This is a genomic window from Paenibacillus glacialis (genome assembly GCF_001637205.1).
In the GTDB taxonomy this organism is placed as follows: domain Bacteria; phylum Bacillota; class Bacilli; order Paenibacillales; family Paenibacillaceae; genus Paenibacillus_AQ; species Paenibacillus_AQ glacialis.
Genome location: NZ_LVJH01000007.1, coordinates 262,346 through 286,566, shown reverse-complemented (window position 1 = coordinate 286,566; position 24,221 = coordinate 262,346). Strand labels below are relative to the sequence as shown.

General features: G+C 41.7%; 25 protein-coding genes and 2 pseudogenes. 10 read left to right on the top strand and 17 right to left on the bottom strand.

All coding sequences use genetic code 11. The features are described from left to right. Positions 1 to 211: 211 nt before the first annotated feature. Both leuD and leuC read right to left on the bottom strand, forming a co-directional pair. Positions 212 to 814 carry a 3-isopropylmalate dehydratase small subunit gene (gene leuD / locus PGLA_RS06720; protein ID WP_068530618.1) on the bottom strand — a complete coding sequence of 201 codons (603 nt, stop codon included), beginning with the start codon at positions 812 to 814 and terminating at the stop codon, positions 212 to 214. Positions 815 to 841: 27 nt separating this feature from the next. Further along, on the bottom strand, positions 842 to 2,263 hold the full coding sequence (gene leuC / locus PGLA_RS06715) for a 3-isopropylmalate dehydratase large subunit (RefSeq protein WP_068530615.1): 1,422 nt from the start codon (positions 2,261 to 2,263) through the stop codon (positions 842 to 844). Between the two features lie 235 nt (positions 2,264 to 2,498). Here leuC and PGLA_RS06710 point away from each other — a divergent pair, with 235 nt between their 5' ends. After that, positions 2,499 to 3,410, top strand: a complete 912-nt coding sequence (locus tag PGLA_RS06710) for a LysR family transcriptional regulator (protein WP_068530613.1) — start codon at positions 2,499 to 2,501, stop codon at positions 3,408 to 3,410. A gap of 43 nt (positions 3,411 to 3,453) precedes the next feature. Here PGLA_RS06710 and PGLA_RS06705 read toward each other — a convergent pair whose 3' ends face one another. Then, positions 3,454 to 4,269 carry a carbon-nitrogen family hydrolase gene (locus PGLA_RS06705; RefSeq protein ID WP_068530611.1) on the bottom strand — a complete coding sequence of 272 codons (816 nt, stop codon included), beginning with the start codon at positions 4,267 to 4,269 and terminating at the stop codon, positions 3,454 to 3,456. Between the two features lie 152 nt (positions 4,270 to 4,421). Here PGLA_RS06705 and PGLA_RS06700 point away from each other — a divergent pair, with 152 nt between their 5' ends. From PGLA_RS06700 to mtnB, 7 genes are all read left to right on the top strand, one after another. Further along, a complete protein-coding gene (locus PGLA_RS06700; RefSeq protein ID WP_068530608.1) occupies positions 4,422 to 5,633 on the top strand; it encodes a pyridoxal phosphate-dependent aminotransferase in 1,212 nt (403 codons plus the stop codon). Positions 5,634 to 5,980: 347 nt separating this feature from the next. After that, the gene (gene proB / locus PGLA_RS06695) at positions 5,981 to 7,084 is read left to right on the top strand and encodes a glutamate 5-kinase (protein ID WP_068531331.1); all 1,104 of its coding nucleotides are present in this window, start codon (positions 5,981 to 5,983) and stop codon (positions 7,082 to 7,084) included. A 528-nt stretch (positions 7,085 to 7,612) separates the two neighbouring features. Further along, positions 7,613 to 8,866 (top strand): glutamate-5-semialdehyde dehydrogenase, encoded by a 1,254-nt coding sequence (locus PGLA_RS06690; RefSeq protein WP_068530605.1) that lies wholly within the window; start codon positions 7,613 to 7,615, stop codon positions 8,864 to 8,866. 22 nt (positions 8,867 to 8,888) lie between these two features. Further along, positions 8,889 to 9,746 (top strand): pyrroline-5-carboxylate reductase, encoded by an 858-nt coding sequence (proC, locus tag PGLA_RS06685; protein ID WP_068530602.1) that lies wholly within the window; start codon positions 8,889 to 8,891, stop codon positions 9,744 to 9,746. Beyond that, positions 9,747 to 10,958, top strand: a complete 1,212-nt coding sequence (locus tag PGLA_RS06680; RefSeq protein ID WP_068530599.1) for a 2,3-diketo-5-methylthiopentyl-1-phosphate enolase — start codon at positions 9,747 to 9,749, stop codon at positions 10,956 to 10,958. After that, the gene (locus PGLA_RS06675; RefSeq protein WP_068530596.1) at positions 10,958 to 11,623 is read left to right on the top strand and encodes a 2-hydroxy-3-keto-5-methylthiopentenyl-1-phosphate phosphatase; all 666 of its coding nucleotides are present in this window, start codon (positions 10,958 to 10,960) and stop codon (positions 11,621 to 11,623) included. The genes PGLA_RS06680 and PGLA_RS06675 overlap by 1 nt, the downstream gene beginning before the upstream one ends. A 14-nt stretch (positions 11,624 to 11,637) precedes the next feature. Then, positions 11,638 to 12,294, top strand: a complete 657-nt coding sequence (gene mtnB, locus PGLA_RS06670; RefSeq protein ID WP_068530593.1) for a methylthioribulose 1-phosphate dehydratase — start codon at positions 11,638 to 11,640, stop codon at positions 12,292 to 12,294. A gap of 60 nt (positions 12,295 to 12,354) precedes the next feature. Here the strand turns inward: mtnB and PGLA_RS06665 are convergent, their stop codons facing one another. The 10 genes and pseudogenes from PGLA_RS06665 to PGLA_RS06630 form a co-directional block, all read right to left on the bottom strand. Then, complete coding sequence (locus PGLA_RS06665; protein ID WP_068530590.1) at positions 12,355 to 13,236, bottom strand: NAD-dependent epimerase/dehydratase family protein; 882 nt, start codon at positions 13,234 to 13,236, stop codon at positions 12,355 to 12,357. A gap of 30 nt (positions 13,237 to 13,266) precedes the next feature. Next, entirely contained in the window at positions 13,267 to 14,409 is a 1,143-nt protein-coding gene (locus PGLA_RS06660) for a hypothetical protein (RefSeq protein ID WP_068530589.1), read from the bottom strand. A gap of 23 nt (positions 14,410 to 14,432) precedes the next feature. Continuing rightward, positions 14,433 to 14,888, bottom strand: a complete 456-nt coding sequence (locus PGLA_RS06655) for a hypothetical protein (RefSeq protein WP_068530587.1) — start codon at positions 14,886 to 14,888, stop codon at positions 14,433 to 14,435. Then, positions 14,885 to 15,325: an RNA polymerase sigma factor gene (locus PGLA_RS06650; protein ID WP_425415346.1), complete on the bottom strand. Its 441-nt coding sequence runs from the start codon at positions 15,323 to 15,325 to the stop codon at positions 14,885 to 14,887. Before PGLA_RS06650 ends, PGLA_RS06655 begins: the two co-directional genes overlap by 4 nt. 275 nt (positions 15,326 to 15,600) lie before the next feature. Then, positions 15,601 to 15,764, bottom strand: a pseudogene (locus PGLA_RS28795) (hypothetical protein); the annotation flags it as partial. Positions 15,765 to 15,871: 107 nt separating this feature from the next. After that, positions 15,872 to 16,792 (bottom strand): EamA family transporter, encoded by a 921-nt coding sequence (locus PGLA_RS06645; protein ID WP_068530581.1) that lies wholly within the window; start codon positions 16,790 to 16,792, stop codon positions 15,872 to 15,874. A 183-nt stretch (positions 16,793 to 16,975) separates the two neighbouring features. After that, positions 16,976 to 17,141, bottom strand: a pseudogene (locus PGLA_RS28790) (2-thiouracil desulfurase family protein); the annotation flags it as partial. A 272-nt stretch (positions 17,142 to 17,413) separates the two neighbouring features. Then, positions 17,414 to 18,745 (bottom strand): DUF4179 domain-containing protein, encoded by a 1,332-nt coding sequence (locus PGLA_RS06640; RefSeq protein WP_068530578.1) that lies wholly within the window; start codon positions 18,743 to 18,745, stop codon positions 17,414 to 17,416. Continuing rightward, the gene (locus PGLA_RS06635) at positions 18,729 to 19,253 is read right to left on the bottom strand and encodes a sigma-70 family RNA polymerase sigma factor (RefSeq protein ID WP_068530575.1); all 525 of its coding nucleotides are present in this window, start codon (positions 19,251 to 19,253) and stop codon (positions 18,729 to 18,731) included. The genes PGLA_RS06640 and PGLA_RS06635 overlap by 17 nt, the downstream gene beginning before the upstream one ends. A gap of 79 nt (positions 19,254 to 19,332) precedes the next feature. Beyond that, positions 19,333 to 19,803 (bottom strand): GNAT family N-acetyltransferase, encoded by a 471-nt coding sequence (locus PGLA_RS06630; protein WP_068530572.1) that lies wholly within the window; start codon positions 19,801 to 19,803, stop codon positions 19,333 to 19,335. A gap of 129 nt (positions 19,804 to 19,932) precedes the next feature. Between PGLA_RS06630 and PGLA_RS06625 the strand changes: the two genes are divergently transcribed. Next, positions 19,933 to 20,340 (top strand): MerR family transcriptional regulator, encoded by a 408-nt coding sequence (locus tag PGLA_RS06625; protein WP_068530569.1) that lies wholly within the window; start codon positions 19,933 to 19,935, stop codon positions 20,338 to 20,340. 63 nt (positions 20,341 to 20,403) lie between these two features. Then, on the top strand, positions 20,404 to 21,324 hold the full coding sequence (locus PGLA_RS06620; RefSeq protein WP_084410794.1) for an alpha/beta hydrolase: 921 nt from the start codon (positions 20,404 to 20,406) through the stop codon (positions 21,322 to 21,324). Between the two features lie 166 nt (positions 21,325 to 21,490). Here the strand turns inward: PGLA_RS06620 and PGLA_RS26595 are convergent, their stop codons facing one another. From PGLA_RS26595 to PGLA_RS06605, 4 genes are all read right to left on the bottom strand, one after another. Then, a complete protein-coding gene (locus PGLA_RS26595; protein WP_245699756.1) occupies positions 21,491 to 21,580 on the bottom strand; it encodes a YdeI/OmpD-associated family protein in 90 nt (29 codons plus the stop codon). A gap of 28 nt (positions 21,581 to 21,608) precedes the next feature. After that, a complete protein-coding gene (locus PGLA_RS06615; protein ID WP_068530564.1) occupies positions 21,609 to 21,788 on the bottom strand; it encodes a sigma-70 family RNA polymerase sigma factor in 180 nt (59 codons plus the stop codon). Positions 21,789 to 22,154: 366 nt separating this feature from the next. Beyond that, positions 22,155 to 23,270: a phosphodiester glycosidase family protein gene (locus tag PGLA_RS06610; protein ID WP_068530560.1), complete on the bottom strand. Its 1,116-nt coding sequence runs from the start codon at positions 23,268 to 23,270 to the stop codon at positions 22,155 to 22,157. A 202-nt stretch (positions 23,271 to 23,472) separates the two neighbouring features. After that, a complete protein-coding gene (locus PGLA_RS06605) occupies positions 23,473 to 24,216 on the bottom strand; it encodes a thioesterase II family protein (RefSeq protein WP_068530557.1) in 744 nt (247 codons plus the stop codon). Positions 24,217 to 24,221 lie beyond the last annotated feature (5 nt).

The window sequence follows — 24,221 nt, the reverse complement described above, 5'->3', positions numbered from 1 at the left end:
TCTTCAACCCAATTATCTTATTAATAACAATATTCTACCTTTAGGTAGCCGAATCCTGCTCTAATTACATATTTTTCTGAGAAATATACTAACTTTGCGATTATTACCTACACTTCCGTCGTTTGTTGTCATCAAATAAAATAAAAAAAGCCCCCATTCCTAGGAATGGAGACTTAGTAAATGAATGATCTAATGTGTATTCAATTACATACTAGCCTAAAGCAAGACTAGCACGCTTTTGCTCATAAGCAGTAATGTCCGCTTCATGTTGAAGTGTAAGACCAATATCATCTAGACCTTGTAAAAGGAACTGGCGACGATGTTCATCAATGTTGAAATCAATGTGCAGACCATACTCATCCGTCAGCGTCTGGTTCTCAAGGTCAACATTCAATTGATATCCATCATGTGCTGCTGTACGTTGGAATATATCTTCCACTTGCTCTTCAGACAACTTAATAGGCAAGATACTATTCTTGAAACAGTTATTATAGAAGATATCTGCAAAAGATGGTGCAATAATACATTTGAATCCATAATCCAAAATCGCCCATGGCGCATGTTCACGTGATGAACCACATCCAAAATTGGCTCTCGATACTAGAACTGATGCACCACTGTAACGTGGTTTATTCAACTCAAAACTATCGATGTCATTTCCTTTTTGATCAAAACGCCATTCATAGAATAAGAATTGACCAAACCCCGTCCGTTCGATTCTTTTCAAAAATTGTTTAGGAATGATAGCGTCTGTATCTACGTTAACACGATCTACTGGTCCTACAATACCCGTTAATTTAGTGAATGCTTCCATTTGATTAGCTCCTCTCTTTCGATTTCTTTAGATAACTGCTTCAGTCTTGAAGTTCCAATCACGCACATCCACGAAACGTCCTTTGATAGCAGCAGCTGCTGCCATAGCAGGAGATACTAGATGCGTACGTCCACCACGACCTTGGCGTCCTTCGAAGTTACGGTTCGAAGTAGAAGCACAACGTTGTCCTGGTTCAAGAACATCCGGATTCATCGCAAGACACATACTACATCCCGCATCACGCCATTCAAATCCCGCTTCTGTGAAGATTTTGTCTAATCCTTCTTCTTCGGCTTGAATTTTCACTCGTCCTGATCCCGGTACAACAATAGCTGTGACTTTATCCGATACTTTGTGACCTTTCGCAACTTGCGAAGCTGCACGCAAGTCTTCAATCCGACCATTCGTACAAGAACCGATAAACACATAATCAATCTCGATTTCAGTGATTGGTGTACCCGGTGTAAGACCCATATATTCCAGCGCTTTCTCAGCAGCTTTACGTTCATTTTCTGTTGGCAATTCTGAAGGTACAGGAACTTTTGAAGTAATATCGGTTCCCATCCCAGGGCTTGTTCCCCAAGTCACCTGTGGAATCAATGAATCTACATCGAATTCCAATACGAGGTCAAATGCAGCGCCTTCGTCTGTAAGCAATAGCTTCCATCCTTCAACAGCTTTATCGTAAGCTGCATCTTGAGGTACATGTTGGCGACCACGTAGATATTCAAATGTCGTCTCATCTGGAGCGATCAAACCAGCTCTAGCGCCACCTTCAATAGACATGTTACAGACCGTCATACGCTCTTCCATCGTCAACGACTTGATGGACTCACCAGTGTATTCGATAACATAACCAGTAGCGAAATCAGTACCATACTTAGCGATAACACCTAGAATCATATCTTTTGCAGTAACGCCTGCTTTACGGTTACCTACAAAACGGATTTCCATCGTCTTCGCTTTCGATTGTTGCAAACATTGTGTTGCTAGTACGTGTTCAACTTCACTTGTACCAATTCCGAAGGCCAAAGCCCCGAAAGCACCATGAGTAGAAGTATGACTATCCCCACACACGATTGTTTTACCAGGGTGAGTAAGTCCAAGTTCAGGACCCATAACGTGAACTACCCCTTGATCGATTGAATCAAGATCATATAATGTTACGCCGAAATCACGACAGTTCTGTGAGAGCGTATCGATTTGTTGCTTGGAGATTGGATCTTTAATGTTAAAACGATCTTTCGTTGGTACGTTATGATCCATCGTTGCGAATGTCAGCTCAGGACGACGTACTAGACGTCCACTTAGACGAAGACCTTCAAATGCCTGCGGAGATGTCACTTCATGGACAAGGTGTAAATCGATATAAAGAATACTCGGCTTGCCCTCTTCCTGATGAATGACGTGATTTTCCCAAATTTTCTCGAACATTGTCTTTTTACTCATCATAATCACCCCATCTTAAATTCGAACTTTGGAAGAACTACCCTAATTGAGCGGTATTTCTTGAATAAAACAATGATAACATCGTTCTGTTGATTGTTCCAAGATATAATATCTATAAATGCTATAGGTTTCAGCTATAAGGTGTTAGAATAAGTAGGACGGAATAATACAATAGATTCTATGATATTCTCTTTATAAGAAAACGATAAGAACTTACGTAAAAGGACGGTTATTCATGGAACTAAGACAATTACAATATGCATTGCAAATTGCTGCTGAACGAAATTTCTCGAGAGCCGCAGAGAAGTTACATATTGCTCAGCCTTCTCTCAGTCAGCAATTATCCAAGCTTGAGAAAGAAATTGGTGTGCTTCTTTTTCAGCGAAATACGAGTAGTGTTGAACTCACACATGCTGGAGCAGCATTTATGGAACAAGCGCAGAAAATCATAGACGCCGTAGAGTTATTACGTCAGGAAATGTCCGACATCTCACAACTTCGCGGAGGTAAGGTTGTCGTGGGGAGTATGCCCATTACCGGTTCTCATTTACTTCCATATGTGCTTCCAACCTTCAAGCTAACTTTTCCAGATATCGAGATCTCCCTCGTAGAGGATTCCTCTATGAACCTAGAGAAGCTGACTGCGCTTGGAAAAACAGATTTAAGTCTACTCTCTCTCCCACTCGTGGAACCTTCTCTCGCTTATGAGATCATTGGGAAAGAATTAATTGATCTGGCAGTCCCGACTAATCACCCACTAGCCCAGAGAGCGTCAGCAAGTAAACAGCCTGTAGCGGTCAACCTAGAAGAATTAAAGGGAGAACCCTTTATCGTGCTCAAGAGGGGACAAGGGTTTCGTAAAATGATGATTGAACTCTGTCAACAAGCAGGATTTGAACCTCATGTCGTATTTGAAAGTAGTAACATGGAAACAATCCAATCTCTTGTTGCTGCTGGCATGGGTGTGACGCTCGTTCCACGGTATATTGCTCGGGCACCTAGATCTGAGTTCGTTCCTGTGTACTTACCATTAGCTGATCCTGTTCCTTACCGTACGCTAGTTGTTGCATATAGAAAAGGACGTTATCTCTCTAAAGCAGCTGAAGCTTTTATCGAGACATTCAAGAAATCGATGGCAGGCATTTAAGCAACCTAATCTGTCGCCAGATTAGGTTGCTCACTACTTATTCTTATTTATATAGATCAGGTCGACGGTCTTGAAAGATTGGAATACGGCTTCTCACTTCGTCTACAAGTGACAACGAGAGCTCACCTGTGACGATTTCTTCGCTTTCTCCACCTTCAGCAACAATCCCACCCCATGGATCAATGATCATGGAATGACCGAAAAATGAAGCTTCACCGTTATCCCCAACTGTGTTACAAGCGACAACATACATCTGGTTCTCAATGGCACGTGCCATAAGCAGTGTACGCCAATGATGCAAGCGGGGATGCGGCCATTCTGCCGGAACGAATAATACCTTAGCGCCATTCAGTGCTAGACTTCGTGCCATTTCTGGAAAACGGATATCATAACAAATGGACACTCCTGCTTTAAAGTCATCATTCACAGGAAAAGTAACTAACTCTTGACCTGGAACTAAATATTTCTCTTCATTCATTAAGCAGAACAAGTGTATCTTCGAATATTTAGCGATCTCTTCTCCTTGTCGGTCGAATACATACATCGAATTCGTAATCTGATCGCCATTCGCTTCAGCAATCGAACCGCCTACAATGAAGATATGATGCTCCTTGGCAAAAGCGCTTAACCATCCCTTACTGTGCTCACCGTGCTCATCCGCGATATCTTGAATTTGTTCCAAGGCATATCCTGTATTCCACATTTCAGGCAACATCAAAAGATCCGGTTTGGGTGTCTGTCCCACGGCTTTCTCCATTAAAGAGCGGATATGCAACACATTCGTTTCTGGGTCCCCTAATTGAATAGGTGTTTGAATCAATGCTATACGTAATTGGTCATTGTTTGTTAGATTTGTCATAACCCTCGCCTCTATTCAAATTGATATACATCATCTTATCTTGTTGAACCATCCCCATGCAACACTTCCATATGTTAATTCAACCTATACAGCTCGGTTAAATGATGATAAATTAAATTTACTATATTTTTAAGAGAGTAGTGTGATTAAGGATGACCAGTCAGCCAAACAACCAGAATACCGTCTCAGCCTTTCACATCGAACCGGCCGATGTTATCAAGGGACTACCTAGTCAATTTTTCGCTAATTTAGTTCAGAAAGTCAATCGTGAAATTGCCGAGGGCCATGATGTCATTAATCTAGGACAAGGCAATCCCGATACACCAACACCAGAACATATTGTGAAAGAGTTACAAAATGCGGCGGCTAACCCGCTTTATCACAAGTACCCTCCTTTTACGGGTTATTCTTTTCTAAAAGAAGCCATTGCTACACGATATCTCGAGGATTACGGTGTTGTTCTTGATCCTGAGACTGAAGTCGCTATTCTATTCGGGGGTAAAACAGGGCTTGTAGAGTTACCTCAAGTGGTTCTTAATCCAGGCGATCTCTGCCTTGTACCAGACCCAGGATATCCAGATTATTGGTCGGGTGTAGCGCTAGCACGTGCTGAAATGTCCTTCATGCCTCTTCTCAAAGAGAATGAATTCTTACCTGATTACAATCAGATTAGTGAAGAAGATAAAGCTCGCGCTAAGCTCATGTTCCTGAATTATCCTAACAACCCAACCTCTGCAACGGCTCCACTTTCTTTCTATGAAGAAACCGTAAAATTCGCTGCAAAGAACAAAATTATCGTAGCCAGTGATTTCGCTTATGGAGCTATCGGATTCGATGGTAAGCAGCCTGTCAGCTTCCTTCAAGCACCAGGTGCTAAAGAAGTAGGAATCGAGTTATATACCCTTTCCAAAACGTATAATATGGCTGGATGGCGTGTAGGATTTGCTCTTGGTAATGCCGAAGTGATCTCACACATTAATTCTCTTCAGGATCATATGTATGTCAGTTTATTCGGCGGTATCCAATCTGCCGCAGCAGTCGCACTCACTTCTTCTCAGGATTGTGTTCATGAGCTAGTGGCTCGGTATGAATCGAGACGGAATGCGCTACACAGTGCATTAGATGAAATAGGTTGGCACACAGATAGACCGAGTGGATCTTTCTTTAGTTGGTTACCTGTTCCTGAGGGGCATACTTCCGTTTCCTTCTCAGATCTCCTTCTTAAGGAAGCTAAAGTAGCTGTCGCGCCAGGTGTAGGATTCGGTAGCTGTGGAGAAGGTTATGTACGTATTGGGTTACTTAGCTCCGAGGCTAGACTGCAAGAAGCAGCCTCACGGATTGGTAAACTAGGCATCTTCTCTTAATCTTTTGCAAAGGGTTCATTTACATGGTATCCTATTTGAAAATAAACCTATCCTTTATATATGAAAACGTGTTGACGGGACCATTAAGTAAGGCTGTGCACGCTTATAGAGAGTAAATTCCTTGGCTGAGAGAGTTTACCGTGAATCCTTATCGAACCCTACCCCTGAGCGGCCTGCACCATCATGCGGGACAGTACCTTCTGTTACAAGGTTATTAAGTTGGATGATCTACTCATCAATAAAGGTGGTACCGCGGAAGCTATAACTTTCGTCCTTTGCTCGTAAAGGATGAAGGTTTTTTTGTATTTATTGTTGTAAAATTGATCTTTAATGAGGAAGTGATTGTTGTGTCGTCCCGTATCGTCGTCAAAATTGGAAGTAGCTCCCTTACCTCTGTCGAAGGAGCATTGAACCGAGAAGCTATCATATTTTTCGCTAGAGAAATGGCAGGCTTGAGAGCGGCAGGTCACGAAGTACTATTAGTCACATCAGGTGCGGTTGCAGCAGGCTTCCGTGAGATTGGTTATAACGCTCGTCCTCGATTGTTACATGAGAAACAAGCTGCTGCTGCGGTAGGTCAGGCACTACTCATGCAAGCCTATCAACAAGCCTTCGCTGCCCATGGCATTGTCACCGCGCAGTTACTACTTACACGAACCGATTTCTGCAGCCGTAAACGGATGAATAATGCTGGTATGACTGTTGAAGAATTGTTGAAACAAGGTGTCATCCCTATTGTTAATGAAAATGATACCGTATCTGTTGATGAACTGAAATTCGGTGATAATGACACCTTATCCGCCCTTGTCGCCAATTTAGTGAAAGCACGCCATCTCTTAATCCTCACGGATATGGACGGTCTTTATAGTGGTGATCCTCGCAAGCATCCAGATGCTGTTCGTTACAGTCATGTGACTGAAATAACGGAGGAAATTTACGCAATTGCAGGTGGTGCTGGTTCCTCACTCGGTACAGGTGGCATGCGCTCCAAAGTAGATGCGGCCAAAATAGCAACACGAGGCGGTGTCCCAGTCTTCATAGGGAAGGTTACAGCACATGGAGATCTTCAGAACGCTGTAGACGGTCAAGGACGTGGAACTTATTTCGATACTAAACTATCCTCCCTATCTATGAAAAAACAATGGCTTGGCTTCATGTCAACACCACTTGGTTCGATTATTGTCGATACAGGTGCCGAAAAGGCACTAATTCATGGCGGACATAGTCTACTACCTGTTGGTGTTAAACAAGTGGAAGGTCATTTCCATGCAGGAGATGTCGTAGAAGTACTTAATACGGAAGCTGTAGTCATCGGAAGAGGCGTCATTAATTATGATGATGATCAATTACGCCAAGTCTGCGGCATGTCCAGTTCAGATGTATATCAGAAGATTGATAGTATTCATCGGTTAGAGGTTGTTCATCGGGACGAGTGGATTACATTGAAATAGGGGCACAGCACTATAATTAGCGTTTGAAAAATTGTATGCATAGGATGACCGCTACGGTGACGGATTATCCTTTCGCTCGCTGTTGTAATTGGGTTTCTTGATTATATACCGCTTATCGCGGTAGAAATCCAATTGCAAAGGCGAACGCTATCGCTCCTTCAGGATAATTCCGTCCCCTTCGCTAGGCTTCAGCTTGATCCAACTTTTTTGAAAGCACTACTAATTAAGGATTAGAACCCCTATAGCTCAATGAGGTTAGAAGTTTTAGATTATAGCTTATGCTTCCGAAGTAGTTTTTTCGAAGTAGTTCGACGATGATATGCTCAAAAACTTAAGCTCATGCTTACGATGCAATTTTTTACGAAGGTAATCTGAAAGTAACGCTAAAAAATAACACCATGCTTCCGAAGTAGTTTCTTCGAAGCAGATCAATGATGATATGCTCAAAAACTTAAGCTCATGCTTACGATGCAATTTTTTACGAAGGTAATCTGAAAGTAACGCTAAAAAATTTCAGGAGGTTATCCCATGAACAAAAGTGAAGTAAGAGAAAAGGCAACGCTTGCGAAAGCTGCTGCTACTGTACTGAATCGCTTGGATACTCATCAGAAGAATGAGGCGTTGCAACTGATGGCTCAGGCGCTTAGACAGGAACAAGAGCTAATTCTAAGTGCGAATCTTGAAGATCTTGAACGCGGACGTCAGCAGGGTACGGTCCCTTCTCTACTCGACCGACTGGCATTGAATCCGGAACGCATCAACGCTATGGCTGAAGGTTTAGAGCAGATTATTGATCTTCCAGATCCTATTGGTGACGTACTAGAAGCGTTAGATCGTCCTAACGGTCTTACGATCGATAAAGTTCGTGTTCCACTTGGCGTAATTGGTATCATATATGAAGCTCGTCCGAATGTAACTGTCGATGCTGCTGGTCTTTGTCTTAAGACGGGTAACGCAGTTGTCCTGCGCGGTGGCTCTTCCGCTATATCATCCAACCGTCAAATTATTGAAGTGCTGCATCGTGCACTTGCCCTATCAGCTATCCCTGTGGATGCCCTACAAATTATCGAAGATCCGAATCGCGCATCTGTCGATGAAATGTTGAAGCTCAAAGGATTACTAGACGTTGTGATTCCACGCGGTGGCAGATCTCTTATCCAGAATGTTGTTGAGAATGCCACTGTCCCAGTCATCGAAACAGGCGCTGGTGTATGTCATACGTATTTAGATGCATCGGCTGATCCTACTATGGCATCGGATATCAGCTTAAACGCCAAAGTTCAACGTCCATCCGTCTGTAATTCGATGGAGACCCTTATCGTTCATCAAGATTTCGCTGCACGCCATCTTGCATCTCTAGCAGAGCAATTCAAGGAATCCAACGTAGAAATTCGTGGATGTGAAGAAACGCTTGCGATCATCCCTTGGGCTACCCTCGCTACCGAAGAAGATTACTCTACGGAATATAATGATTACATTTTGAATGTCCAAATAGTCAACACGATCCAAGAAGCGCTTGATCATATTGCACAACATGGAACGCAACACTCTGAATGTATCGTTACGGAAGATAAAGATCAGGCTGCTTTGTTCATCCAAGAGGTTGATGCTGCAGCAGTATATCATAATGCTTCTACTCGGTTCACGGACGGATTCGAATTCGGATTTGGAGCAGAGATTGGAATCAGCACTCAAAAGTTACACGCTCGGGGCCCAATGGGACTCCCTTCACTCACTTCTACGAAATATAGAATCTACGGTAACGGACAAATTCGTCGATAATTCCGACATGGAGGATTGAATCATGAGCCAACAACAGTACGCAATTCAGAATAATATTACTTTTTATGGCGCAGGATCGATGGCAGAAGCTATCGTACGCGGTCTTATTGCGCGGTCCGTGGTTCTGCCTTCCAATATTATGATGCTTAATCGCAGTAATGCTGTACGTCTTGAAGAATTGCAGAAGTTATATCAAGTTAAGACCAGCAATGATGAATCAGCCAAGATCGGTATCCTGCAGAGTTCTTCGGTTATTGTCCTAGCGATGAAACCCAAAGATGCTGCTGCGGCTCTCCAACAACTAGGACCTCTGCTTTCAGAAGACCAGTTGATTGTATCTGTTATCGCAGGTCTATCGATCAGCACTATGCAGCGCCTATTAGGTCGCAATCAACCTATCGCTCGCACGATGCCGAATACGTCTAGTTCAATTGGTCTTGGCGCCACTGGAATTTCGTTCTCTACTGAAGTGACTGAAGATCAACAACGTATTGTTACGACTTTATTTGAAGCTGTTGGCACGATCACGATCATTGAAGAGAAGAATATGGACTTATTGACTGGAATTTCGGGCAGTGGCCCCGCTTATATCTACTATATGATGGAAGCGATGATTGCTGCAGGGGTTCGTGGTGGTCTAACCCAAGAACAATGCACGGAATTGACGATTCAAACGGTACTTGGTGCTGCTCGAATGGTACAACAAACGGGTGAAGCACCTAGCGCTCTGAGAGCGAAAGTCACTTCACCTAACGGATCTACCCAAGCCGCGATTAGTGTGCTTGACGAAGGTGATTTTTTCGAAGATGTTATTGCCGCTGTCAATCGTTGCAGTGAACGCTCACGTGAAATGGGCGCGGCACTTGAGGAGGAAATTTAAATGAGTTATTGCACAGCTACGTATAGATTGCATGATCCGAAAGCGGATTTTCATAAAAAGGCAGAATCGATCGCTGTTGGATTAACGGTAGGAAGTTGGACCGAATTACCTCAAGCGAAACGTACCGCCATGCAAAAGCATCTAGGCCAAGTATTACATGTCGATGTACATGAAGACTTATCAGACGCAGATCGGTATGCGGACATCACCATTGCCTACCCAGATGTCAATTTCAGCCGTGATATTCCAGCACTTCTTGTCACCGTATTTGGTAAAATCTCTATGGATGGACGAATCAAATTAATTAAGCTCGGATTCTCAGAATCATTTCAGTCAGCTTTTCCAGGTCCTAAATTTGGAATTGAAGGCATCAGACAACAACTTGATGTACACAATCGCCCACTCCTAATGAGTATCTTTAAATCTGTCATAGGGCTTAATCTAGATGAACTTCGTGAGCAATTCACCCTTCAAGCTTTGGGCGGTGTCGATCTCATCAAAGATGATGAGATTTTGTTCGAGAATGAACTAACACCTATTGAGAAACGTGTCGAGATTTGTGCTAGAGCTGCGGAAGAAGCGAGTAAAGAAACAGGTAAAAAACTTCTTTACGCTACGAACTTAACCGGACGCACGTCTGATCTGAAACAGCAAGCACTAAGAGCTATCGATGCTGGGGCTAACGCTTTACTGTTCAATGTCCTGTCTTATGGTTATGATGTCCTGCATGAGCTAAGTAGTGATCCGGAGATTACCGTTCCGATTGCAGCACATCCTGCATTGGCTGGGGCAATGTACCCTTCACCTCATTATGGTATTTCAGCGTCAGTACTTCTTGGACAGTTAATGCGCCTAGCTGGTGCCGATCTAGTACTTTTCCCTTCTCCATATGGATCTGTCACGATGCCTCGCGATGAGAATTTAGCGATCCGAGATGAACTTATAAGCTCAGATTTATCTATAAAAACAAGTATGCCTGTTCCTTCTGCTGGAATTCATCCCGGCCTCGTACCGGTCATACTACAAGATTTCGGCATGGATGTCGTAGTCAATGCAGGTGGCGGTATTCACGGTCATCCAATGGGTACGGCTGCAGGCGGACGTGCTTTTTTACAAGCCATTGATGCAGCTACACACAACATCCCTTTATCCGACTATGCACATTCATTTCCTGAACTACAAACAGCATTGAACATCTGGGGAGGAAAATAATGACATCACCTAAGAAAACCGTCATCTTTTGCGATTTCGACGGTACTATCACAATTACAGATAATATTGTTGCGATTATGAACCAATTCAAACCCGCTGGTTATGAGGCTATTGTTGAAGATACAATTAAGCAACGGTTAACGCTTAAAGTAGGTGTAGGAGCTATGTTCGCTCTCATACCTTCTAGCCAAAAAGAAGAACTTACCTCTTTCGTACTAAATACCGCTGGGATACGCGAAGGTTTCCAAGACTTTCTCCACTATCTTGAAGCTGAGAATATTGAATTCAATGTCACTAGTGGTGGTATGGATTTCTTCATCCATCCTATGCTGAAACCATTTGGCATTCCTGCGGATCATATCTATTGCAATGGTGCTGACTTTACAGGTGAACAAATGGAAATCACTTGGCCCAATCCATGTCTTCCTCCTTGCAAGAGTGGGTGCGGCATGTGTAAAACAACAGTGATGCGAATGTTTCCAGAGGAATCTTATTTCCGAATCCTTATTGGAGATAGCCTAACTGATTTCGAAGGTGCCAAAATTGCTGATCTTGTCTATTCCCGCTCCCACCTCACTACGAAATGTGAAGAGCTTGGTGTAGACCATGTTCCTTATGAGACTTTTCATGACATCTTAAAAGATATGCAACTGAAACAAGAATAAGGAGTGCTGAAATCATGAGCTTTGAGGATATCACCTTAGAAGAAAAACAACAGGCGCTTGATGACCTACGAAAAGTAAAAACCCTATTTGCAGAGCGTAATTGGTTCCCTGGAACAAGCGGTAATTTATCCATTCGAGTTGGGGAATTTCAAGAGGATCAATTTCATTTCGCGGTAACTGCAAGCGGTAAAGATAAATCTGTGAATACGCCTCAGGACTTTTTATTCGTAGATCAGAACGGTCAAGCGTGTGAAACAACTACACTCAAACCCAGTGCCGAAACACTGATCCATTGTGAAATATATCGATTGACTGGTTGCGGTGCGGTGTTCCACGTACATACCGTATACAACAACCTGATTAGCGAATGGCTTGGTCAGACGGGGGTTGTTAAAGCTCAAGGTATTGAACTGATTAAAGCTTTCAACATCTGGGAAGAGAATGCTGAGATTGCCATTCCAGTTATCCCTAATTATGCAAACATTCCAAGTATTGCAGCAGAAGTTCCTGGTGTGCTTAATCCTGCGGTACCTGGCATATTGTTACAGAATCATGGTATCTGTGCCTGGGGTAAGAATGCTTTTGAAGCTAAGAGACACTTAGAGGCATTTGAATTTATTTTTGAATATTTGTATCGCGGTTTGCTTCTGAATAATGTTCCTAAGAGATAGTGACACAAAAGCATCCCATTCCTTCAACTAGGAATGGGATGCTTCTTTTCAATCAAACATCTATAATGTTGTTCGCGCCAATTGACGAATTAGAACTGGGAACCACGAATTTAATGATGTGAAGGGGAATCCTGCTTCAACTGCCTTAGCATTGCTACTGAAGAACGATTGTTCCACACCATAAGGTGAGTGATTCGAATCCTCTGTATGTTGATCTATAATGGCTGTCTTGCCCACTGCTTGTTCCATCAATGCGATCATCTCTGCTAATGATATCTCACCTGTGGCGCAGGCATTTAGTGGTCCAGTAAGCGATTGATCCTTAAGCCAACATAGGAATGATGCCGCTTCATCCGAAGAGATGAAGTTAATCTTTGCATCTAAGGAAGGAATATGTATCGGTGTCCCATTCTTAATCCGATCGATGTGAAATTCAAGACGCCTAGTATAATCATCTTCACCCACGACAAAGGTAAATCGAACACTACACACAGGGAATGTGGCATGTTGTGCAAATACGGCTTCAGCTAGTCTTTTACCCACACCATAGTCGAAATCTGAGCGTGTTCCCATCTTTATAGGATACGTAGTTGGATCCACTTCTGTTTCTATGTGTTCATTAGGATTGGGTTCATATATGGAGATGCTTGATGTATTAATATATCTCTTCACCTTACCTGCAAACACTTCACAGGCATTCCATGCTTCTTGTGGAGAATAACAAATATTATCGTATATGACATCCCACTCAGAACCTGCGGTAGCTTGTAATAAGGAATCATAACTCTCTCGATCTACGACAAGACGTTGAACTCGATCTCCAAAAGCATCCGAAGTAATCCCTCTAGTAGCGATCGTTACCTCCACGCCTTCTTTTAAGAGGAGCTCTACTAATTTCTTTCCAAAGAATCGTGTCCCACCTAATACTAATGCTGTTGTCATGAAATACCTCCTACATTTATATCAAATACGTTAACGACGAGGTCGAACTTGATCCGATTTCTTGTTCAACTTCTTATTCCCGAGCGCAAGCCTCAGTCCACCACCGATAAATAGTAACGACACGATGAAGGTTTGGATATACGTACGGAATCGATAGTCAATACGGAATTCAGGGAACCACGCATCCAACAAAGGAAAAATGAATTGCGTACCTAAATAATACAATCCTAGTAATACTAATGCTATACCTATCAACCCACGATGATTGTCGATTCCTTCAACAAGCGGACGATCAACAAGAGGCTCTTTCCCATAACGAGAGGCCTGTTGTAGTCCATCAAAGAAACTATAGAACCAAATAACGGGAATGAGAAACATGAATAGCGAAAGTCTGAGAATATCTAGAATATAGATGGAACCCAAGAACAATACCATCAGTTGTAACCCTCTCTTTTGCAAGCCGAGATACATATGTCCCGCACCAGGAAAGGCAGACAACAACGTCACTAATATTTTACTACGTTTACCTTCTTCTCGTCCTTCTTCAAATTCCTCAAATAATGTTCGATCAAATAAATTCTCCCCTGCCTGCTTCCGATTCATTTGTTGTACAACATCAAACATACAATATAACCAAATAATGGGGAGCACACCGAGAAACAACATGAATACCGATGAACTTGTAATCCCTGTAACGAACATCATGATCGTCAACAACCCGAAGAATGCCACTAGAAAAGATAATCCTCGCTGCATCAAACCTAATTGAAGATGGCCTAACCCTGGGATAAATGATAGTAGAATCGTGTAAAAACGCTCACTATGCTCGCTTTTCATAATGGTTGGTTCACTGATCAAGTTTCCATGTTCATCAATTGCATGACCTAGTTCATTTCTCAATTGTGATGCAATCTGCGGTGAAGATGGCCTTCTTAGTAAGAAGATTATTAAATCTAGCATGCTAATACACCAGAAGAATAGTCCACCTCCGAATCCAACACCTATAAATCCCTCCTCATTACTAACCAACAACAACAAAAAACTGAAACCCATACATCCAAAGAACATTAAGGGATATAGAAATCCTCTCGTTTTTCTTCCCAAGAAATAATGCCCTAATCCGGGGATCATATTTAATATAAAAGCATAAAATCCATTTCGTTCATTCTGCACATCGATCCATCCTTTCAAGTCATTTATCGTTTCAATTGGTCAAGCCAAGTCACTGTAATATCCATCATCTGTTCGCTGTAAGGCGTCGTCTGTTTCTGTTCTTTAGCTATAACATTTAAATCCCCAGTAACTAATTTATCAAAAAGCCCGGTAGACAAGAATAACAAAGTCACACATGCAGCCACAGCATAATGGAAGATCGGATGTTCGAACCACCGTCGTCGATATTCAATGTATCTCTCGTCTTGTTTATAGAGATGAACAGATATTCTATTCATGACGTTATCCGTAAATTGTATTGAATCCATCATATCCGGCATACTTAGTTCCACGGAAGATAGAAGTTGGATATGTAAATCCATCGCTTCAGTATCTTCAAGTAGTAACGTTTCCCAATACTGCTCTTGTTCCATCGTACAGCCACCATTGATATAAAGTTGTCCTAATCTTCGCTTATCTTCCACGCTTAAATGTTTCATTTCCAATCTTCCTCCTTCCATTTCTTCCGAATCCACTCTCTTGCCCGATACAATTTAGATTCTACCGTCTTCGGCTTTACTTCTAGTTCTTGCGCGATTTGTTCGTAATTCTTCTCCTCTAAATAGAATGCCGTAAGTACAACCCTATGGTTATCAGGAATCGTCTGTAACTTCTGCTTAAAGAGTTCCTTCTTTTCTTTGCGAATCGTACGGTTTAACGGATCTTCCTCATCGGAAGGAATTAATTCCATATCGAACACAGGATATTGCTTATCTTCGCCTCGCCGCGTTTTCTTTCGTTTCAGATCAATGGCCTTGTTCATTGCAATTCGTGTAATCCACGATTTAAACCCTTGGGATCGATATTGAGAAAGAGACTTATAGATCTGGATAAAAGTCTCTTGAGCAACATCTTCTGCATCCTTTACATCGCGCAATACGGAGTATGTTGTATGGAATATATGTTTACTATATTGATCTACAATGAATCGAAATGCTGTAGCGTCCCCTTGAAGAATATCTTCTATGATTTTATCCTCGTCAATAGTTCTCCTCTCCTTCCCCTAATCTTAGACGTCTATTTTATCATGTCCCCTGCACTCCTTATGAAAATATTATTCCCATGTTCCAATTCAGTACGTTTATGTCTCATTAAATCCAGAAAAAGACTGAACAAGGATATCCTCGCTCAGTCTCTATTTTAAAGGCTATTTCATAACATACGCGCCCAAATAAAAAAATTCAATTTGATAGCTGTATCAAGTGCAACTTCTATCATATCATTACATGTAGTCTGGCGTTCTTCAGAGGTTGTCTCTTCGCCGCTAGTGTATAGATAGCAGTCGTTTCCATTTCCACACCCAGAACACCATATTTCATTGTTCCCCCTGAAGGTTAGTTTGAAAATACGCAACGGCTCTATTTCTCAATCATAGATTGCAGAAATATTTACCATGGCTATCATATCATAATTTACATTGTGATCATCCTTGGCTATTGTAAGGTAGCAACTTTTCCCCTGATCGGTGTGTGACTGAGATCCTCTTTATTATATCTGGTGCCATGATTCCTAGTACAATCAAGAACATCCCGCTCCATTGCAGAGGCGTAACCAATTCTCCCAAGAATATGACAGATACTACCATTGCTGAAGGTAATTCTGCTGCACATAGGATCGTTCCTAGACCTGCTCCTATTTTAGGCATACTAATTGCAAATAAAAAGAACGGAACTACGACACCTAACACCCCAAGTAGCAAACCATATCTCCAAAGACTTGTCTCTGTTAGTTGGGTTACAAGGTGTACCGGATTTGTTGTAAGGGATATCGTTAAGAACGCTCCGGTACTAATAAAAAACAACCTTTTTGGAGCCGCTTCCTGCGTTGCAACTTTTGAAGAAAGTACCATATAAAGTGCAAAGAATAAGGCAGCAAGTAGCCCAAACAATACGCCTTTCATACTCAATGCAGATAAGGATTGATTAAAGATAGCCCCCGCCAGTAATGTACCTATCACTAATAAGAAGATGGCGACCAATTTACTCTTACTTGGCAATGTTCTAGTCATTATACTTTCAATAACAACGCCTATCCAAGTGAATTGGAACAGGAATACAACCGCTATAGATGCAGGTAATTCAGATACAGAGACCGCGTAGGTTATACCTACTAAAGCGGTCATTAAACCCGTAAGCAAGAGTTGCCCTACGTTCTTCCATGAAATCTTGTAGTTAAATGAGAACAGATATATAGCAGCAATAATGACCCAGCCGATCAAATATTGGCTTCCAATTAATTCTCCAGAAGTAAAACCGTCCTTAAATCCAAGCTTAACCATCGTCGACAATGTCCCATACGATATTGCTCCTAAAATTGCAAAAATTGAATATTTCAATAAATTCAAACTAAACACTCCTTCTATTAAAAAATAAAAATCGCCACCTGTCCTAAGGACAGATGACGACTGAAAAAAAGGTTTCCCTTTTAAAAATTTCGTCTCTCAAAAAAACTGAGTTTGTGATATTTAAAAATAATTCTTGTAAAGCATAATTGAAAACTAGCTGACTGTCAATGGAATAAGTATCCTTTACAGATCATCAAGAAAATCCGATAGGTTCTCTTCCGAAATCACTCTTAAACCGTTTCTTATAAGTAAAGCGGTCGTTACACCATTTCCAACGATTTTCTTGCCTTCAAATGTACCAAATCATTGAGCTTCCACAAGAAGGACTGTATTCCTTAAGAAGGATGATTTCATCATACCTTGTTCAAACTTGATCTGCATCTACATTACGGAATCCATTCACAAGGCATATTACTTTGATAATATGTAGCTCACCATTAGAGAATTCTGACCTCTTGGCGCGATACAAATAAATGTCGTCACTCATGGTGACGACTGAAGAAACTATCAATGTGAGTGGAGCTAACGATTATTTCACTTTATACGAATCTTATATGGCTTACGGATATATGCAGGATAGTCGTATAGCGTGAAGGTAAGCGGTTGTTGATAGAAATTATTCTATATATATTGCAGCGAATGTTGCTCTACCGTACTTGACCCTCTGAAATATCCAGTAGTAGTACTCCCCTCAAGGTAGGTCTTCTTGTACCCGATCCCAGCAGCGTCAGTAAACTCCTCTTCAAATAATAAAGAATACATCATCTTATCTGCTGGATCGAGCCCATTAAGGGAAAAATCTAGTTTCATATTTTTATCTACATTTGTTAACCCTCGGTAATTAAGCTTTCCGTCCGGAGCCTGGAGCAGCTGACCTTTCTCCGTGTCAACAATCACAGACAGCTTGTTTTTGTCTAAGGCACGAAACCAGCTCCCCTTAATAGTCAGTGACTTAGGTTCCCTAAAATATGGACTCTCAAAATGATAAACCGGATGATCCTTCACCATTACCCCTATAGTATTATTCCAAACAGTACCTTCGTCATCGACCAACACAATATCACCAGGCCCAAAAACCTGTTTTGAATTGTCGTTGTCGTAATCTATATACAAAGATATGCTCAATGGAGAGACGACAGCTTTAGCAAAGGTGATACTCTGACCTTCGATCTTGATGGTTTCTCCGATGATATACTCTTCCTGAAGGCCTGCGAACCGTGCCCGGTCAATCGGTATTTTCACATTGAACTCCGTCCCACTAATATCCCCTTCAATGACAGGTGTGCCCTCCTCGCCCTCACTTTTGTCTAATATCACATTTGACAAGTTCGGTAATGCTGACTTTTTGAGTAACACTTTTAGTATCACTTCGCTAGGTAAGGATGTTCCTTCCTCAAGTTGAAAATCTGCTGTTCCGCGCTGAAATCCCGTTTCTCGAATGTCTTGCTTCGCTTCCTCGGGAGAATTGAATCTGATGACGGCTGGAAATTCCTTACCAGAGTCATCCAACAGAGATATCTTATCTATTAGGGCAGAATTATCCTTGTCGGATAATTGAATGTCGTAGAATACAACGATCCGGGAGTCATCTGCGATGATTCCTTGAACCATGAACTTCATGCCCTCACGCTCTTCGAAGACGCCAACAGGTTGAATGAAGTCGTTATCTAGGGCTAGTTTAATACCTTTATCCGATGTATCGTTGATCAAATCAACGAACTTTTCAAGGCCGGGAATATCCCTGACCATAGCGGCGAACACCGGTGATACCCTAATTGTAAACAGGCATGTGAGGAATAGAAAAGTTGTTACGATTGAACCTGTTAATCGTCTTCGCCTTTGTTTTCTCCGACGCGTAATCTCCGTTTGCCCTTTCCGAATCCCATCCGTAATAGCAGTCTCAATTCGATGATCTAGTTCACAGTCCGTTTCTTGTTCAGTTGGGTTGGACATATTCGTATTCCCCCTCCTTCGAAAAATATATCCGAAGTTCCTTTAATGCTTTATTCAGCCAAGTCTTCACTGTACCTTCTGGTTTCTCCAACAGATTGGCGATCTCGCTTAGTGTCATATTCTCATAATATTTAAGAATGATGATATGACGCAGTTTAGGAGCGAGCAGATTGATTGCCATCTCCATACTCAATTTGAAATCTAGTTCAAGATCCGCAGCAAGCGGCTCGGTTACTTGAATCATTTTACGTTTTCTTTTTTGTTCATCAATGCAACATCGGATAAGGATACGTATCATCCAAGTCTGAAAATATCGAGGTTCCTTTAGCCTAGTAAGCTTCGTGTAAGCTCTGCATGTCGTCTCTTGGATAACTTCCAATGCATCATTCTCGTCCTTTAGGTACGAGATAGCGATGGAGTAAAGTTTCTGCTTATTGCCACTGACTAATTGATGAAACGCCTCATGGTCGCCACGTTGTGCTGCCTTCACCAGGTCTTCTTGTAACACGCCTTCACCCCGTCCCTTCCCATATTAGACTGCCGAACAGGCAAAACGGTTTTAGTACAATGAAATGATTTTATTTATTCTACAAATTTTTAATCATCTTAAAATTAGATAATGTAACTCCCCTACGCTCTACAACTTGTTGTTCAGTTACGCGATACCCATGATGTTCAAAAAATGGTTTCGCTGTGATGCTTGCTTCTGTATCCATCGCAAGAAGACCTTGTCTTCTTGCTTCCAATTCGAGAGTGTTCACCAATAATGAAGCTATTCCCTGTCTTTGGAAATCTTTATGTATATACAGTCTATCTAAATGGCCCTCTTGAGACATATCAGCAAACCCAACGATGATACCGTTGATCTCTGCTATATATGTGACATTGTGATTAAAAGAATCTTTCCAAGTTGTCAGTTTAAGCGCCTCTTCATCTCTCGGTGCCCAAACATCAAGTTGCGCTTGCGTATAATGTTGTTTATTGACCGTATGCACTGTGTCATAAAATAATGAGATAATCTGACTCATATCCGAATCACGGAACTTTCTAATTTCCATTATTTATCCTCCTTACGAATCTTTCACTCTATCAGTGTAGCACGTCATAACTTCGGTTTACATATTTATACAATCCATACTATGATATTCGTGATCTTATCTTTGGCATTATGAAAGAAGGTGTGGTTGTTGGGTGAATTTTTACGTGGACAAATAGCAAATATGGCAGATGTGAATATTGAAACTTTAAGATATTACGAAGATCAAGGGCTCATTCAAACCCCGATACGTTCAGAATCCGGCTATCGATTATATAGTGATGAAGTCCTCATTCGTCTCGCCTTTATAAAAAATGCCAAGCTTTGTGGATTTACACTAAAAGAAATAAAGAAGGCTTTAACTAGGTGTAAAGACCATTCTATCAGCGTTGCTGATTTCATCGATGTTATTGATAGAAAAATCAACAGCATAAACAAAGAAATTAGCAAGAGAGAGAATACAAAATCGATGCTGTCACACTTGAAATCCAGTCTGCAAACAACAAATAAGGATCCTGAAGTTCAGGTTGTACTCCAGACTCTCAATATGAATTCTTAACTTGACCTTGTACCTTACTACAGGTTTTATAATACCTTTATTAACCTTGTAGGAGGAATTAATGTGCAAAGAACGCCTTTAGAACAGCTAAAGGGAATCAAAAGTTATCTACGTCAAACCAGTAACTACGAAGGTAAGACTGTTGAGGAAATACGAAACGGTATGGCGGACGCAGCAGCGGCCCTCCCTCAACTTCCTGATATTATGTTCGAAAGGGTCGCTATCGGGCACTTAAAAGGTGAGTGGGTCAGTAGCGTGGATAATAACCCTGAGACCGAGAAACAAGTAATTCTTTATTTGCATGGAGGAGGATTTATCTCAGGAACCTGCGAATTTTATCGAGATCTAGCTTCAAGGATATCGAAAGCTAGTGGCGTGAAGGTATTGACGTTGGAATACCGCCTAGCACCAGAGTATCCATATCCTGCTGCAAATGAGGATTGTCTGAGTGCCTATTCTTGGTTAATGGAGAACGGATTCACGCCCCACAATATCATATTAGGAGGTGATTCTGTCGGAGGCAGTCTCGCGCTGATGACATTACTTTCTTTGCGTGATGCTAATGAAGTACTACCGGCTGGTGCCTTTCTTATCTCACCGCATACCGATCTCGTGCATTTAGACGGCGAATCATATCAGAGCCGAGCGGAGCTGGATCCTAGTGGGAGTATACAGACTAATCAGAGGATTCTGAGCGCTTATCTAGGTGATGTGTCACAAGAAGTACCTCTGTTGTTATCACCCTTAAGGATGGATTTAAAAGGATTACCCCCGCTCTTCATCCAAGTAGGAGATCACGAAGTCTTATTATGCGATGCGACTCGTTGTGCTGACCTCGCAAGAGATGCAGGTGTCGAAGTCACGCTCGAAGTATGGGACAACATGTGGAGTGTGTTTCACTTCTTAGCCTATATGTTACCCGAAGCACAACATGCCATCACGAATATTGGCCAATTTGTGAGAACAACGTTAATTAATCAATAGGCTTATACTATTGAATTCCATGAAAAAGAATACTTCCCTACCAGCTTAGATGAATAGGCTACCTTATAAACTGGCGGCAGTCTTCAACCTAGTTGGCCTGGATTCTCGTGTAATATATAGTTCCTCGAAATTTAGGGATAAATTTTCTCACCTTTTTCAAGCATCATTACAAACTGTGAATTCGTTTCTCTCGAGTTTCTTGTTTCTTCGCATTATGAATTCTGAATAGGAAGGCAAATTTTTTTTGTCTATCCAGCGTTTCATAAAATGCCTTCGCTTTGAAATTACCATCTAGTTTGAGTTAGATCCTGAGCATCCTGTTGATCAGCCCCCATTCCACGGAGAAGACCATATATTTTATTCTTGTACTTGTTCACCAAAAAGGTATATTCCTCTTTATGTCCCTCCAACACTCGGCTAATCCATCGTTGTTCATCATCATTCCCATGTGCACATTCTTCCAATGGCAAGCCTCCTAAAAGTTCTATACTATATAGACGAGAAATATTAGTAAAACTCTCACTTGGTTGACAAATATTTGATAACTTACCGTTTGGATATGAACAATTCATCATCAGTAGATGAGCACAAGAAAAAAGCAGCTGCCGAAGCACCCGCCATTCCACCAACGTTATCCATTAGCAAAATAAGAACTACATCCGTTGTATCTATTGATCCTAAATGCCAACCATGCTGATAAAATTGATATCGAAATCGTCCGGCAAATCTTTCTTAGCCACACTAATAAGAGATCTTACGAAGACATGCCCTGTCATATTTATGAACAACGATATTCCCCCTTGCTATCTCCTTGATCTACTAAGTGCTACTTATTTCCGCTTCTTCCCAGCATCAATATCCTTCGAATCAAGTCCCTTCCAAATGTTAGGTAGACTGACCTGCTCAGGATGTTCAAAGACCAGAAATCCAGTAGGTAGATACCGCTCGCCATATTGAGAAGATGGCTTATTAACGATCTCATCGTCCTTGACCAACACGGTAGAGGAACCGCCATCCAAATTCGCCGCAATCACAGCGCCGTGTTGAAGCAGGATTTGCTGCACATCATATAAGTTCGCGCCTACACTGTAACCTACCTGCCGTCCATCAATGACAACAAATAGGATCGCGCCATCCGCACGTTGTCCCATAGCCGTTCTTGGAGCAATACCCCAGCCTTCGCCTGCATTCTTAATAAGTCCCTTCCCATTAACGATCATACGTGGCTGGAACGTGACTGCCTCCTGAACCCCCAGTTCTGTCAGCTCTTTGAGCGTGTAGTTACCAGCAATCATCTTACCTTCTCGATCTAGCCCTACAATCTGTGTGCTCTTCTTGCCACCGATACCGTTATAATATAGCTGTCCTTGCGAAATTACGACGCCAATCGGCTTGAACCCGTTGCCTTTTCCATTCGGATCAGCAAATCCACCCCCATTAACTCCGGCAATCGCACCTGTGCGCTTGACCATATCGGATACCTTTTCTCCAGTACCCACTTTACTAGGTATGCCCAGTCGGACCTTCGTCGGATCGTTGACTATCATAACGAATCCGGTATAACCGCTGCCTGTAATCTTCTCAATTTCGACAAGAGGCTTTTTCTCTTCTTGCACGATGGGTTGAATGTCATGCGTATCTATTTCATCTCCCATATGCTCAAACCGGGTATTATACTCCGTCACCCGTGTTTTCAATTCATCTTCTCCGATAATATATTTAGCTAAGTAACGGTGCTGCGTTGTAATAAAAGTGTCCGCAATTAGATATCGGATATTTTGAGCTGAAGGGGCAAAATACAACCAAATCCCTGCAACAATTAGCAGCATAAACACACCCAAAAATACCCGATTCATTACATAAATAAATCCTTTTTTCTTTCTTTTCTTGGTTATTTTCTTCTGTTGGTGTACCGTTGAACGTCTGGGTAATGATGAAGGGTTCACTGCTTTTATTTGCCTCCCTGTCTCGTCTTCTTACATATCTCAAGAAAATTATGTCATATACTTTAATAATAGACGTATATAGGAGATTCAAAGTTTCAATATTTTAACTATTATCATTACCTTGAGCAATAAAAAAAAGGACAACATGATACGTTGCCCAGAATTATGCCTTACATCCAGCAAATAGACGCTAAATGATTTCTTAAAGCTCTGCATAATCAATATGATCAAATAATATCTCTGATTTCAAGGTATTGTTTATGATTTCGACAACCTCTCGATGGTTCTCATTTATGAAAAAGTGCCCCCCTGAGACGTTACACAACTTAAAGACACCCGTCGTATGCTGGCCCCATTCTAACATGTCCCAATCCGAAACATTAGGGTCATCCAGACCCGTTAAGGCTGTTAGATTACAACTTAGCTTATCTAATTTGGGAACATATTCATAACTTTCAGACATTTGAAAATCTGCTCTCAGTACAGGAACGAAATAATCGTAAAGTTCTTTATTCTCAAATACCTCATTGGAAGCTTGACTATATTTCATCAAATGCTCCTTAAATTCATCGTCAGGTTTATCGTAGATGTATGTTGGGGTACGCTTGATTTGAGGCGCACTTCCACCAGATGCAAAGAAGTGTAGTAGTTCCCCGTAGTTGTTAGCTAACAACTCGTATACCAATTCAAACCCAATCCTGCTCCCCAAGCTATGACCATAAATTGCATAACGCTCACCGGGTTTTAAGAAATTCTGAATGTAAATGGACAGATCTTTTACCGCGTCATGTATATTACTGTGTAAAATCTCCCCACCAAGTATCCCCCTTCCAGACAGCTCCAGTGGAATCAACTGGATATGAGGATTTAATTGTTCCTTCCACTTTAAACTGACGGTAGCCGAACCTCCAGCGTATGGAATAAAAAACAACTTGATGATTTGCATTCTCG